This is a genomic window from Affinirhizobium capsici (assembly GCF_977018625.1).
The window spans coordinates 108,101-122,214 of the sequence record NZ_CDRNXD010000002.1 but is presented as its reverse complement, the minus strand read 5'-3'; the positions used below and the strand labels follow the sequence as shown (position 1 = coordinate 122,214).

12 protein-coding genes and 2 riboswitches are annotated in these 14,114 nt (G+C 56.5%); of the genes, 6 read left to right on the top strand and 6 right to left on the bottom strand.

Going from position 1 to position 14,114, the window contains the following annotated elements:
• Positions 1-133: 133 nt before the first annotated feature.
• Positions 134-2,308, top strand: a complete 2,175-nt coding sequence (gene katG / locus AC0JZ1_RS00635; RefSeq protein WP_471880510.1) for a catalase/peroxidase HPI — start codon at positions 134-136, stop codon at positions 2,306-2,308.
• A 135-nt stretch (positions 2,309-2,443) separates the two neighbouring features.
• Positions 2,444-2,599, top strand: coding sequence for a hypothetical protein (locus AC0JZ1_RS00630; protein WP_471880509.1), 156 nt, complete (start codon positions 2,444-2,446; stop codon positions 2,597-2,599).
• A gap of 44 nt (positions 2,600-2,643) precedes the next feature.
• Here the strand turns inward: AC0JZ1_RS00630 and AC0JZ1_RS00625 are convergent, their stop codons facing one another.
• Both AC0JZ1_RS00625 and AC0JZ1_RS00620 read right to left on the bottom strand, forming a co-directional pair.
• On the bottom strand, positions 2,644-4,179 hold the full coding sequence (locus tag AC0JZ1_RS00625) for a VOC family protein (RefSeq protein ID WP_471880508.1): 1,536 nt from the start codon (positions 4,177-4,179) through the stop codon (positions 2,644-2,646).
• Positions 4,180-4,317: 138 nt separating this feature from the next.
• Positions 4,318-5,574: a glycerate kinase type-2 family protein gene (locus tag AC0JZ1_RS00620; RefSeq protein WP_471880507.1), complete on the bottom strand. Its 1,257-nt coding sequence runs from the start codon at positions 5,572-5,574 to the stop codon at positions 4,318-4,320.
• Positions 5,575-5,696: 122 nt separating this feature from the next.
• Positions 5,697-5,892: riboswitch (cobalamin riboswitch) on the top strand.
• 133 nt (positions 5,893-6,025) lie between these two features.
• On the opposite strand from AC0JZ1_RS00620, the gene AC0JZ1_RS00615 reads away from it, so the two are divergent.
• Genes AC0JZ1_RS00615 through AC0JZ1_RS00605 form a run of 3 tightly spaced genes read left to right on the top strand, consistent with a single transcriptional unit; the run spans position 6,026 to position 8,871 of the window.
• A complete protein-coding gene (locus AC0JZ1_RS00615) occupies positions 6,026-7,033 on the top strand; it encodes an ABC transporter substrate-binding protein (RefSeq protein ID WP_471880506.1) in 1,008 nt (335 codons plus the stop codon).
• Between the two features lie 57 nt (positions 7,034-7,090).
• The gene (locus AC0JZ1_RS00610) at positions 7,091-8,113 is read left to right on the top strand and encodes a FecCD family ABC transporter permease (RefSeq protein WP_471880505.1); all 1,023 of its coding nucleotides are present in this window, start codon (positions 7,091-7,093) and stop codon (positions 8,111-8,113) included.
• Entirely contained in the window at positions 8,110-8,871 is a 762-nt protein-coding gene (locus AC0JZ1_RS00605) for an ABC transporter ATP-binding protein (protein ID WP_471880504.1), read from the top strand. The genes AC0JZ1_RS00610 and AC0JZ1_RS00605 overlap by 4 nt, the downstream gene beginning before the upstream one ends.
• 46 nt (positions 8,872-8,917) lie before the next feature.
• Here AC0JZ1_RS00605 and ribB read toward each other — a convergent pair whose 3' ends face one another.
• The 4 genes from ribB to AC0JZ1_RS00585 form a co-directional block, all read right to left on the bottom strand.
• Complete coding sequence (ribB, locus tag AC0JZ1_RS00600) at positions 8,918-9,553, bottom strand: 3,4-dihydroxy-2-butanone-4-phosphate synthase (protein WP_471880503.1); 636 nt, start codon at positions 9,551-9,553, stop codon at positions 8,918-8,920.
• Positions 9,554-9,677: 124 nt separating this feature from the next.
• A riboswitch (FMN riboswitch) is annotated at positions 9,678-9,827 on the bottom strand.
• Positions 9,828-9,905: 78 nt separating this feature from the next.
• The gene (solA, locus tag AC0JZ1_RS00595) at positions 9,906-11,045 is read right to left on the bottom strand and encodes an N-methyl-L-tryptophan oxidase (protein WP_471880502.1); all 1,140 of its coding nucleotides are present in this window, start codon (positions 11,043-11,045) and stop codon (positions 9,906-9,908) included.
• 137 nt (positions 11,046-11,182) lie between these two features.
• Complete coding sequence (locus tag AC0JZ1_RS00590; protein WP_471880501.1) at positions 11,183-12,013, bottom strand: p-hydroxycinnamoyl CoA hydratase/lyase; 831 nt, start codon at positions 12,011-12,013, stop codon at positions 11,183-11,185.
• Positions 12,014-12,043: 30 nt separating this feature from the next.
• On the bottom strand, positions 12,044-13,495 hold the full coding sequence (locus tag AC0JZ1_RS00585) for an aldehyde dehydrogenase (RefSeq protein WP_471880500.1): 1,452 nt from the start codon (positions 13,493-13,495) through the stop codon (positions 12,044-12,046).
• A gap of 83 nt (positions 13,496-13,578) precedes the next feature.
• Here AC0JZ1_RS00585 and AC0JZ1_RS00580 point away from each other — a divergent pair, with 83 nt between their 5' ends.
• Complete coding sequence (locus tag AC0JZ1_RS00580; RefSeq protein ID WP_471880499.1) at positions 13,579-14,076, top strand: MarR family winged helix-turn-helix transcriptional regulator; 498 nt, start codon at positions 13,579-13,581, stop codon at positions 14,074-14,076.
• Positions 14,077-14,114: the final 38 nt, after the last annotated feature.

The following is a 14,114-nucleotide window of genomic DNA, read 5'->3' as shown; positions in this document are numbered from 1 at the left end:
GGAACTCGTTTGATAGCGGTGCGCCATTGAAAGAAGTTCGTAATGCAGTTGTTCGCCGCCACGATGCGGCCAACCATTTGAAGTTCGTACAATATGTGAATTCAAGCTTGAATGAAGCTCGTCGGAGGACGCTATGGACGCACACAAAACAAATTCGGCTGGCAAATGTCCGGTCATGCACGGTGGTAATACTGCATCTGACAAGCCGGTTACGGCTTGGTGGCCGAACGCGCTGAACCTCGACATTCTGCATCAACACGACACCAAGACCAATCCGCTTGGCAAGGACTTCAACTATCGTGAAGAAGTCAAGAAGCTCGACGTTGAAGCGCTGAAGAACGATCTTCGCGCTCTGATGAACGAGAGCCAGGATTGGTGGCCAGCGGATTGGGGCAGCTATGTGGGCATGTTTGCCCGTGTCGCCTGGCACGCTGCCGGCTCTTACCGCCTGGCCGATGGCCGTGGCGGTGCTGGCACTGGTAACCAGCGTTTTGCGCCGCTGAACAGCTGGCCGGATAACGTCAACACCGATAAAGGCCGCCGCCTTTTGTGGCCGATCAAGAAAAAGTATGGCAACAAGATTTCCTGGGCAGACCTCATGGTTCTTTCCGGCACGGTTGCCTACGAAGTCGCAGGTTTGCAGACTTACGGCTTTGCATTCGGTCGCGAAGACATTTGGCATCCTGAAAAGGACATCTACTGGGGTTCGGAAAAGGAGTGGCTCGCACCTTCTGACAACCGCTATGAAGATGTTACCAAGCCAGAGACCATGGAAAACCCGCTGGCAGCTGTCCAGATGGGTTTGATCTATGTAAACCCGGAAGGCGTTAACGGTAACCCCGACCCGCTGAAAACCGCAGCTCAGATCCGTGAAACATTCGCCCGCATGGCGATGAATGATGAGGAAACCGTAGCCTTGACGGCTGGTGGCCATACCATCGGCAAGTCGCATGGTAATGGCGATGCGGCAAACCTCAGTGCAGATCCAGAAGCAGCAAGCGCTGAATTCCAGGGTCTTGGCTGGATGAACACCAAGGGCCGAGGCATTGGCCGCGATACGGTGGTGAGTGGCATCGAAGGTGCATGGACGACGAACCCGACCAAGTGGGACATGGGTTACTTCGATATGCTGTTCGGTCATGATTGGGAGCTGACAAAGTCTCCGGCTGGTGCGTGGCAGTGGAAGCCTGTCAGCATCAAAGAAGAAGATATGCCGGCAGATGTTGAAGATCCTTCGATCCGCTGCATGCCGATGATGACTGACGCCGATATGGCTATGAAGGTTGATCCAACCTACAACGCCATTTGCCAGAAATTCATGGCCGACCCGAACTACTTCTCGCAAACCTTTGCCCGCGCCTGGTTCAAGCTTACTCACCGCGATATGGGGCCGAAGGCGCGCTGGATTGGACCGGATGTGCCGAAGGAAGACCTGATCTGGCAGGACCCGGTTCCCGCTGGCCGCAAGGATTACGACGTTGCTGCCGTGAAGGCAAAGATCGCATCGTCGGGCCTGACGATTTCGGATATGGTTGCGACAGCCTGGGACAGCGCACGTACCTATCGCGGTTCCGACATGCGTGGCGGTGCCAACGGTGCTCGCATTCGCCTTGCTCCGCAAAAGGATTGGGCGGCCAACGAGCCCGAGCGTCTGGCAAAGGTTCTTGCTGTTCTTGAGCCGATTGCCGCGGAATTCGGTGCGAGCGTTGCTGACGTTATCGTTCTCGCTGGCACCTATGGCGTGGAACAGGCTGCCAAGGCTGCGGGCTACTCTATCAACGTTCCGTTCTCGCCAGGCCGCGGCGACGCAACGGCAGACCAGACCGATGCTGACAGCTTTGCAGCGCTTGAGCCGCTGGCTGACGGTTTCCGCAATTTCGTCAAGAAGGACTATGTTGTCAGCCCGGAAGAAATGCTTTTGGACCGTGCACAGCTTCTCGGCCTGACCGCTCACGAAATGACGGTTCTGGTTGGTGGCCTGCGCGTGCTCGGCACCAATTTCGGTGGCAGCCAGCACGGCGTCTTCACAGACCGTGCAGGCACGCTGACCAACGACTTCTTCGTAACGTTGACGGACATGGCCTATAGCTGGGTACCAACCGGCAGCAACACCTACGAAATCCGTGACCGCAAGACGGGTGCCGTCAAGCACACAGCAACGCGCGTTGATCTGGTGTTCGGTTCCAACTCGGTTCTGCGTGCCTATGCGGAAGTCTACGCCCAGGACGACAACAAGGAAAAGTTCGTGAAGGACTTCGTTGCCGTCTGGACCAAGGTGATGAACGCCGACCGTTTCGATCTGAACTAAGCCCCTCCGCCTAAGGGTTTTGTTCAGCCTCTCCCGGTGTTGCCGGGGGAGGTTTTTTTATGGGAAGAGATAAGTCAAAGAGGAACCAAGCCAGACAGCAGGTCGTTGAACTTAAGAAACCAAGAGGAGATTTCGATGAGCAACGAGCAGAGTAAGCCGCAGGCGGCTAAGGACAACCCGGATCGCGGCGTCATCACCGCCGGACCGGATGCGCATGCCAATGAAGGGTCCAGTGCCGCGACGAAGGGCAAGGCAGAGCATGAAGTGCGCCAGGCAGAAAAGAACAGCTGATAAAAGCGATTAGGGCCGCTGTCGACAGCGGCCCTTTCACGCATTCAGATTTTGATTGCCCGGAGCCATTCCTCGATAGCTGCGGCGTCCTCCTTAACCAGAGCATGATCTGCAACGATTTGCGTCGGGGTCACGATCGCCCCATTCGCTGTCAATATGTCTTGCAGCAGCCTGGCTTTTTCCATGAAGGGGTCATTCCCACCGGAGACCACCAAAACCTTTTTCCCCACCATAGACCTTGCCCGCCAGTCCTCCAGCACGGGTATCGGCCTCAGTAACGCCGCAGATTCAACAGCATCAGGCTGCCGTGCCATAACGGCGGTGAGAAAGTTTGCACCGTTCGAGTAGCCGATGAAGGCGAGCCGATCCCGATCAATCCCATAGCCCGCAACCGCGCCGTCCACGAAAGCTTCAAAAGCCTCTGCCTCAGCCTCGATATCCGCCTGATCGTATAGCCCTTCCGGCAGTCTGCGAAACCATCTAGGTGCGCCTTCTTCGGTGGCGCGGCCTCGCACACCGATGAGGGTTGCGTGGGGGGCAGCGCGGTTCGCTATAGGCATAAGATCGGTTTCATCGCCGCCCGACCCGTGGAGCAGGATTAATGTGCTGCCATCGGGATCATCCGGCACCCAAAGCCTATGGATGAATGGTAGGTCCCTATGGGGTGGACGAGGCTCACCCGGGCGGGAGAACTGCGGAAGCAGAACGCGCTGTGCGGCAATTTCCGCGGGATCGCTTGAGGGCACAAAGAGCGTCCGTCCCAATTCCCCCTCGGTTTCATCCACCAAAAATCCTGGTTCGTCGCTCGCATACTCAATCAATGTCCCGCCTGGCTCCCGAACATAGAGGGAGGTGAAGTATTTCCTGTCATGAAAATTGATGTCGCCGGAGCCATCTGCTTCCAATTCGTGCTTCATCTCTGCGACGGCCTCAACTGTGGGCGCGCGAAAGGCGACATGATCCGCTGTGCCGGTGCCGGGGATGCCCGGAACATATCCGGTAGCATCGCGAATATCGACGATGTCGGTGTCGGAGCGAAGGCGCGTCGTATTGCCTGTCCGTTGCTCAACGCGATATCCAAATTTGCCAAGGAATGCGATGCTCTCAGGCTGTTTTTCGGTCAAGAGCGTAACCCCCCTCAACCGCGAAATGGCATCATCATCTGCTGAAGCGGGCAAATTTGCGCCGACCAGTTTAATGATGACGCTGTCCGGATCTTTGAGCCTCAATACGGTTTCGCCGAACTCTTTGACAGGCCCTTCAACACGCAGCCCATGGGAGAGCGCTTTCGTCATCCAGTTTCCGATGCTGTGGATTGGAACAGAGAATGCGACTTCGGAGACTTGCCCATTACCAACCCGCCCAGGCGAACCGTCCTCCCACACAAGAAATGTGATGATTGAGCCCGGAGAGCCAGTACGGTCACCATAAAACAGATGGAGCTGACGGCTATCCTCAAAGCCACCCGTCTGCTTGATGAGACGCAGACCCAGGAAACCAACGTAGAAATCCACATTGTTTTGAACGCGCCGCGTGATCAGTGTCACATGATGCAGTCCGGTTTCGTGCTGGTTTTCCATGACTTTTCTCCGTCGGCATTGTCTCTCGGGCGCTCGCGGCCTCAGGCATTTAGACGGCGAAGATAGTCTGGATGGTGCGGTTCGACTATCGGCTACAAAATTCATTGCGTATTGCAGTGAGTGCAACAATGCCTAGGTTTAATCGATGATGATGGCGCGGAAATCATTGACATTGGTACCCGTTGGGCCGGTAACGAAGAGGTCACCAAGAGCATCAAAAGCGGCGAAGCTGTCATTTTGCGCGAGGTAATGCCTTCCATCGAGCTCAAGTTCGCGCAGGCGCGTAGCCGTCGTGCCGTCGCAAAAAGCGCCCGCATGATCACCGAAGCCGTCGATGCCGTCAGTGTCTGCTGCGAGCGCGTTGAAGCTCTGCCCTTCGAGCGCCAGACCAAGAGCAAGCGCAAATTCGCTGTTGCGGCCGCCTTTACCTTGCTTGGATCGCAGGGTGACAGTTGTTTCGCCGCCCGAAAGAAGAACAGCAGGCCGATTAAAGGGGCGGCCTTTGGTTAAAATTTCGCGAGTGAGAGCGGCATGAGCAAGCGCAATATCGCGGCTTTCACCCTCCATCGAATCCGACAGTATGTAGGGCGTAAAGCCTTTCGCTTTCGCGACACCAGCTGCCGCCTCCAGGGATAGACCAGCCGACGCGATAACGTGGTGTGTGTTGCGCGAAAAGAGCGGATGATCCGGCCTCGGTGCCTCAGCGGCGGCTGAGCGGAGATGGGCCAGAATATTCTCCGGCAGATGAAGGCGAAAATGGTCCACCATTTCCATTGCGTCCTGCCGGGTCGATCCATCCGGAATCGTGGGACCAGAGGCGACATGGGCGGGATTATCGCCCGGAATGTCAGAAATGATGAAGCTGACCACCCGCGCCCTTGTCGCTGCCGCCAGTCTTCCACCCTTGATGCGAGAGACGTGCTTGCGCACGGTGTTCATTACGGAAATGGGCGCACCGGATGCAAGCAGCGTTTCGTTCAGCGCAATTTCATCGGCCAGAGTAAGACCTTCCGGCGGGGCGGGTAGCAAAGCCGAGCCACCGCCACAGATGAGCGCGATCACCAGATCATCGGCGTCAAGCGAAGTTATTGCTGAGAAAACACGCTCAGTCGCTCTAAGCCCTGCCTCGTCGGGTACCGGGTGGGCGGCTTCCACCACTTCAATTTGCCTCGTTTCGCAGCCGTAGCCATATCGAGTAACGACGACGCCAGACAGCGGGGCGGGCCACAGCTTTTCGAACGCCGCAGCCATCTGTGCTGCACCCTTGCCTGCACCGACAACAACCGTTTTTCCATTATTAGGCGGTGAGGGGAGGAACTTCGAAAGGCCGTTACTGGGGTCTGCTGCGTCAACGGCCGCTTTGAACAGGCTTTTCAGGAAATTCCGGTGCTTCATTCGCCTGACCTCGTTGGGTACGCGTTCCACTTGGCTTGCCAGAGAAGGAGCATCAAAGAAAGAAGGCAAGTCTAATCTGCATACCGTCCGCGAAAGCTTCTGGACAAGTGTCCGCGCCGCCCCTAACAGTAGGTCGCTACGGTTCTGCATCCGCAGATGAAAAGGGAACACGGTGAGGTTCATCTGAACCTATTCCGGGACTGCCCTCGCAACTGTAAGCGGCAAGCAATCCATCATGACCACTGATCCTCGGATCGGGAAGGGATGGGCAGCGTCAGAGCCGCAAGTCAGGAGACCTGCCGTGGCAAAACGAACCAAATCCGGACGAGGGGCTCCGGCAGGGAGAGAGATCGATGTTGCATGCGATAATTTCGCACGCCCGTTTTGCGCACGCCATTGCAATGGCGCGGCGTAGTCCTGCCTATGAACCTGATTATTCAAAGGACAGGATATGAGAATTGCCTTGATCGCCGCCTTTGTTGCGGCACTGCCAAGCTTGGCTTCGGCTGAATCCACCCAATATCCGCTGACGGTTGAAAACTGCGGCCGTACAATTACCGTTGAGAAGGCGCCGTCGAAGACCGTTTCCATCGGTCAGGGTATGACGGAGGTGCTTTATGCGCTGGGCCTGGCGGACAAGGTTGCAGGAACCGCCGTTTGGGTCGGACCTGTGCTTCCGCAATTTGCAGAGGCCAACAGCCATATCAAGCGGTTGGCGGATAACGATCCAAGCTTTGAATCCGTTGTTGGGTTGGAGCCTGATCTCGTGACAGCGGAATTCGAATGGCACGTTGGCCCCATGGGCTCCGTTGGCAAGCGTGAGCAGTTTCACGATCTTGGTATCAATACTTATATTTCGCCAGCCGATTGCGTTGCCAAAACGAATACAAATGGGGGCGATGGTGTACGTGCCGAGCTTTTCACGATGGATCTCATCTATCGCGAGATTGATGAGCTTTCGAAAATCTACGATGTGCAGGACAAGGGTCAGGCATTGATAAGGGACCTGAAGGTCCGTGAAGCAGAGGCGACGGCAAGCATTGCGGGCGCAAAGGCCAAGAACATGCCAATCGTATTCTGGTTCTCCAGCAAGGAAACGAAGGGCGATGCCTTCATCGCAGGCAAGAATAGTGCTCCAGCCTACATCCTGAAAAGCATTGGTGCGCGCAATGTTGTCTCGACGGAAGAGGAGTGGCCACTTGTTGGTTGGGAAACCATTGCAGAGGCTGATCCGGCTGTCATCGTCATCGCCACCATGGACCGCCGCCGCTACCCTGCGGACGATCCTGCCGTAAAACTGGCATTTCTCCAGTCAGATCCGGTGACAAGTCAGATGACGGCGGTGAAAGCGAAGCGCTTTGTCATGATGGATGCGCAATCCATGAACCCGACACTCCGCACCATTGACGGAATTGAAGTTCTGGCAAAGGCAATCAATCAGTTCGGGTTGGAGCACTAAAGTGGCTTTAGCTTGCCTATTCAGAAAGGTGACCCAGTCCTTCGGGCAGGGTGAACCATGAGGCGCGCCAGAACTGGCTTGATGGTGATTGTTGGTGTGCTGGTGTTGATGGCTCTCGCTGTCGCCATTCTGTCTGCGGTTGCCATCGGTGAGATGACTATTCCCTTTGCAACCGTGATTGCTGCGATGACCAATCGTCTCGGTCTAAGTGCGGTCGTCATTCCGCGAATACAGGATGGCGTGATCTGGGACTATCGGCTTTCCCGAGCGCTTTTGGCGACGTTCTGCGGTGCGGGACTGGCACTGTCCGGTGCCATTCTTCAATCGCTGCTTCGCAATGCCTTGGCTGAACCCTATGTGTTGGGCATTTCCGCTGGAGCCTCTACGGGAGCTGTCGCCGTCATGCTGCTTGGCATCGGCGCAGGCACGATATCGCTTTCCGTTGGCGCATTTTGCGGCGCTCTCGTGGCCTTTCTCTTCGTGATCATGTTGACGCGTGGGAGGCAGTCTGCAGACCGGACGATCCTTGCGGGCGTAGCTGCGTCGCAATTGTTCAGCGCGTTGACATCCTATATCGTTTCAACGTCAGCGAATGCCGAACAGGCCCGCAGTGTCATGTTCTGGCTGCTTGGAAGTTTTTCTGGCGTTCGTTGGCCGGATGTGGTGGCAGCAGCAGTCGTGGTCAGCGGCGGGTTGTTGGTATGCCTCTGGCACTCGAGAGCTCTGGATGCCTTTACGTTTGGTGAGGATGCCGCCCGTTCGTTGGGAATTCCGGTCCGGCGCGTTCGCGTGTTGCTGCTTCTCGCAACGGCACTGATGACCGCTACGCTTGTCAGCATTGTCGGCGCAATCGGCTTTGTCGGCCTCGTCATTCCTCATGCGGTCCGCTTCGTTACCGGGCCGCAGCATTTGCGGCTTCTGCCAGCCTGTGCATTGGCAGGGGCCCTGTTCATGGTGGTTGCGGACATTGTCAGCCGCATCATCATTGCACCGCAGGTTTTGCCAATTGGCGTCGTTACCGCGCTTGTGGGCGTTCCGTTTTTTTCCCTCATTCTTTTCCGAGCAAGGAGAGAAGCATGAGCATCGGAACAGACCGGGTTAAATGGACATCCGGCGGCAAAATCATTGTCGATGAGGTCACTCTCAATGTGCAAACCGGGCAAACCTTGGGTCTGATCGGGCCGAACGGCTCAGGAAAATCCTCCCTCATCCGCTTGCTTGCCGGTTTACGAGCACCGACCGGCGGTACTGTTATGCTGGATGATAGTCCGATTGCCCGCTTCGGACGCAGAGAATTGGCGCGGCAGGTCTCAGTTGTGGAGCAACATCCCTCCACCGATGCCAGCGTTACCGTTCTCGATGTCGTGCGTCTCGGCAGAACGCCTTATCGTTCCGCCTTTTCTGCTTGGACGGAGGAGGATGAACAGATCGTGGAAGAGGCCCTGGCGCATGTAGGCCTTGAAAACCGCCGGCATCAGCTTTGGCACACCCTTTCCGGGGGCGAGCGTCAGCGTGTTCAGTTGGCGCGGGCTTTGGCACAGTCACCTTCCATCCTTATTTTGGATGAACCGACCAATCATCTCGATATCCAGCATCAGATCGAAATCCTGAAGCTCGTGTCGAAGCTATCGATCACCACCGTCGTTGCTATCCACGATCTTAATCTGGCGGCTCGCTTCTGTAATGTGATCGCGGTGCTGGAAGAGGGGCGGCTAATTGCCTGTGGTTCGCCCCAGCAAGTGCTGACGCAAAATCTGATTGCGCGGGTCTTCAAAGTCGAGGCCCACGTCTCGACGTCGCAACATCATGGACATCTGCATATCCAGTTCCTGATGTAGTCAAGTGCCGGGGAGAGCCTTGCAGTCTCTCCCCGATGCCTCATCTTCACGCCGCAGCAGAAGCGCGTGTCCCGTCTCGAGTGTTAAGATAGGCGATCAGATCTTCAATTGCGATGAGTGCCAGGCCGTGCTTTTTCGCGAATTCCTCAAGATCTGGCAGGCGTGCCATGGTGCCATCTTCTTTGGCCACTTCGCAGATCACGCCAGCCGGATAGCGTCCTGCAAGGCGAGCAAGTTCAACGGCTGCTTCCGTGTGACCCGGACGCGACCGAACACCGCCAGCATTGGCACGTAGTGGGAACATATGACCCGGACGCGCAAACTCTTCCGGCCTGGCTGCTGGATCAACAAGCGCACGAATGGTGGCTGCACGATCTGCCGCTGAAATCCCTGTTGTCGTTCCGGGAAGATAATCCACTGATACAGTGAAGGCGGTTTTGTGAAGCTCCGTATTGTTCGGCACCATCAAGGGCATTTCAAGCGCATCGAGGCGTTCATCTTCCATGGCAATGCAGATCAGGCCTCGTGCCTGGCTCATCATGAAAGCGATATGTTCGGATGTCGTGGCATCGGCGGCGACAATGATGTCGCCTTCATTTTCGCGGCCATGATCGTCAACGACGACAATCATCTTGCCCGCTTTCATCGAAGCAATGGCTTCGTCAATGGTAGAAAAACTCATTTACATCTGCCTTTCAAGGGTTAAGCCAAAACTCGGCTATGTTCTTGTGTGCTTTCGGCACACGTAAAACTGCCCTTGGGCGAACAGGCACGAACACGCTCCACAAGGCATGGAGACGCTATCTGCTTGCTCTCTTCCATCCGGACTATAACCGTCGGCCCCGGAGTTGCACCGGGTCTGCTGACCTTGATGGCGACGCCACCAAGCGCTCGCGGGCTTCAGGCTTGCGCCTGTTACCGCCGGTGGGGAGTTTCACCCCGCCCTGAGAACACTCTTAAAATAGGGAGCCAAGGCGGTAAAATGCAAGTGCTTTTACGATGTTCGACGGAAACAGTGCGTTTCAGTAAGACATTTATCCGTTGGGAAAATGTGTTCGATAAGCAAATATGTCGATCGGAAGCTGGGTCTTGCCCTGTGTTGCGAGGTCTGCAAGCGCTTCACCGATCACACTGGCGAATTTGAAGCCATGGCCTGAACAGGCCGAACAAAGAACAATGTTCTGGTTTTCGGGGTGCAAGTCGATCAGGAATCGTTCGCCGGGTAAAATGGTATAGCGGCATGTCGTTGCATTTCTCATTAGAGATGCAACGTCTGGCAGGCGCTTGGCTGCAAAGCGATTTAGCAGTTCCTCGTCCTGTTCGTCTATCGGTGCGTTCGGCCGGTCAGGTTCAAGAGACTGATTGAGATGCAGGTGCCGCCCAATTTTGACCCCTTGCGGTCCGATGGCCGGAAACCCGAAGAAACTGCCTTCCTCGCCTTCATCGCGGATGAAACAGGGCATCCGTTGGGGATCGGCCAGTGCTGGCTGGTTCGACTGATACCAAGCAACGACCTGCCGCAAAGGCTGCGCGATGGATTTCATTTGAGGCACAAGTTCGCTGATCCAGACCCCGGTTGCGACAATAATGCGCTTCGCACGATAAATGCCCAGATCTGAAGTCAGATTTAGACCATCGGCTTCACTCTCCATTGTGCGGATGGTTTCGCCAAAATGCATCACCGCGCCGTCTTCCGCGGCAAGCTTAAGGTGGCCTAAAACCGCCTTCTCCGGGCGCAAGTAGCCACCCTGCGGATCAAGAACCGCCACTTCGTCAGGGTCGATTTGAAAGGCGGGGAAACGCGCGGTGACAGCGTCAGGCGTCAGCACTTCATGCGGAAGATCATGCATCTGGCAAGACGCAAGTGTGCCGCGAATAAGGTCGCTTTCCGGCTTGCCGATTTGCAGAACGCCGGTCATCGTCAGGATCTCTTCGCCCAGACGTTTTTCAAGTGCAGCCCAGTTTTCATAGGCCCGCTGTAACAGCGGAACATAGGCTGGATCTTCGAAATAACCGAGGCGTATGATGCGGCTATCGCCGTGGGAGGAGCTGAGACTATGGGCAGGGAACTGCCGCTCAAAGCCGATGACTTTCAATCCTCGCGCAGCCAGATGCGCCAGCGCTGCACTGCCCATCGCGCCCAAACCAATTACTGCAACATCGTATTGTGTCATCGCCCATCTCTTTTCAGGAGGGCTCAGTCGATAGCGGGATATCCGGTTTGAGTCGAGATGGCACAGCTCAAGCATCAAGTTTGCATTGATTGAACTGGGCAGTGAAAACCCCGCACGGGGCGGGGTTCTTATCGGGCTTACTTCGCTTTTTTGCTTTTGTCGTAAGCGCCGAGGCCAGGCTTGTAGGTCTTTTCGTCGATGAACTGACGAATGCCTTCCTTGCGGCCGTCGTTGTCGTAGGAATTGGCGGCTTCTTGGGCGCGAACCAGATAATCCTCCGCCTCATCGTAGGTCATGACACCTACGCGGCGAACAGCATCCTTCGTGGCTTTCAAAGCAACCGGATTCTTCTCCAGCAGGATCTTGGCAACCGTCGTGACGCGTTCGCGCAGCTGCGCCAATGGCAGGCTCTCATTGACCAGACCCCACTCCGCTGCTGTTTTGCCGTCGATCGGCTCTCCCAGCATGGCATGATACATTGCCTTGCGGAACGGCAGTAGCTCCACGGCCACCTTGGTGGCGCCGCCACCTGGCAAAATGCCCCAGTTGATTTCAGAAAGACCGAATTTGGACTCGTCTGCTGCGAATGCCAGATCGCAAGCGAAGAGCGGACCATAGCCACCGCCAAAGCACCAGCCGTTGACCATGGCGATGGTCGGCTTCTGGTACCAGCGCAAGCGACGCCACCAGCCATAGCTTTCCCGTTGCGAGCGGCGCACGCCCTTCAGGCCTTCCGCTTCGGTTTCGCGAAAGTATTCTTTCAGATCCATGCCCGCCGTCCAGGCCGATCCCTCGCCGGTGAGAACGAGAACGCCCACATCGCTGCGGAATTCCAGTTCGTCCAGAACCTCCATCATCGCCCGGTTTAGAGTAGGGCTCATGGCGTTGCGCTTATCCGGGCGGTTGAACTTCACCCAGGCTATGCCATCGGTAACGTCATAGGCAACTGTATCAACATCATTGGCCATTGCGGCCTCCATAACTTAAATTCAAAAGCATCAGAGCGGGAATGCGCCGGGGAGCGTTTCCATGGTGATCCAGCGAAGCTCGGTGAATTCGGCAATGCCTGCACGGCCGCCGAAGCGGCCATAGCCAGAGGCCTTGGTGCCGCCGAACGGCATTTGAGCTTCATCGTGAACGGTTGGGCCGTTTACATGGCAAATGCCGGACCGGATACGCCGGGCGATGGAAAGGCCGCGTGCGGTATCCTTGCTGAACACGGATGCCGAAAGGCCGTATTCGCTGTCATTGGCCAAGCGAATGGCGTCTTCTTCATCCTTGGCGCGCAGAATGGCGACGACGGGGCCGAAGCTTTCCTCCGAATAGATGTCCATTTCAGAGGTTACGCGGTCAACCACCTGTGCAGGCATCAACACGCCTTCGGTCGCACCGGCGCTGGTGACGGTCGCTCCCTTTTTCGCAGCATCTGCGATCAAAGCTTCCACGCGCTGAACGGTGCGAGCGTCGACCACTGCGCCGAGTGGCGCTTTGCCTTCGCTGGGGTCGCCAGCCTTCAACTGAGAGGCGCGTGCGGTGAACTTTGCCACGAATTCATCGGCAATTTCCGGCGCAACAATGATCCGCTCGGTAGACATGCAGATCTGGCCCTGATTGAAAAACGCGCCGAAGATGGCAGCCTTGACCGCCTCATCCACATCGGCGTCCTTCAGTACGATCAGGGGAGCCTTGCCACCCAGTTCCAGCAGAACCGGCTTCAACTGGCGGGCTGCACGCTCTGCGATCACGCGACCCACACGGGTGGAGCCGGTAAAGTTGATGCGGCGAACAGCAGGGTGGTCGATCAGTGCGCCGACAATATCGCCTGCATCTTCCGGTGCATTGGTGACCAGGTTGACCACGCCTGCCGGCAGACCAGCATCTTCCAAAGCTTCAACGATCAGGCCATGCGTGCGAGGGCAGATTTCCGATGCCTTGAAAACAACGGTATTGCCGCAGGCAAGCGGGGTGGCCAGAGCGCGAACGCCTAAGATCACCGGAGCATTCCACGGTGCAATACCCAGCACGACACCGGCAGGCTCGCGGATGGCCATCGCCAGGCAACCCGGCTTGTCAGAAGGAATAACTTCACCAGCAACCTGTGTGGTCAGAGCGGCGGCCTCACGAAGCATGGACGATGCCAGCATGACGTTGAAGCCAGCCCACATTTTGGTCGCGCCAATTTCGGCAGCCATGCTTGCTATGAAGGCGTCAGCGCGCGCTGCCAAAGCATCCGCAGCTTTTAGGAGTGCGGCGCGGCGAGCGTTGGGTCCAAGCGAAGACCATGCAGGAAGTGCGGCTTCAGCAGCATCTGCTGCAGCAATGGCATCGGCCACGGTAGCGGCTGCTGCTTCACTTGCAGTTTGACCGGTCACGGGATTCTGTCTTGCGAAGGTCTTCCCGCTGGATGAAGAATGTGTCTTTCCGGCAATTCGCATAAGAACGTGTTGCATGTAATCTCCTCCCATTACACCCGGACATCCGGGAACTTGATCGCTATATGCCATAGCGGTTGACTGCTATATCACATAGCGATATGAAATTTGCAAGCAAAAGATATGAGTGGCGCATGAGTAAAAAGATGCAATTACAGGAAACCGAGGCTCTGGCTTTGCGGCTGGAAGACCTTATTGGTTACCATCTGCGCCGAGCTTCGATTATTGATCTACAAGGTGCGGCAACCGTGCTTGATCCATTGGGCACGCGGCTGGTGCCGCTGAGTGTGCTTGTTAAAATCATCGAACGCCCCGGCACCACCTCTGCCGACATTTGCCGGGTGCTGGGCATGCAGCGGGCAAACATCGTTGCCATTCTTGCAGAGCTTGAGGGCAAGTCGCTTGTGACCCGTGAGGCCGATCCGCTTGACCAACGAATGCAGCGGTTATTGCCAACAGAACAGGGTGTGAGAGCGTGCCAGGAATGGTTGGCCCTGCTCCAAAAACACGAGGATCAGGCGTTCGCCCGGCTCTCGTTGAGCGAGCGCGAGCAGCTCAGGCGTCTTTTATCAAAGGTTTGGCAAAGCGACGAAGGCTAATGGATCGCGCATGGTGCCACCTTCTGATGAGGTCCTTT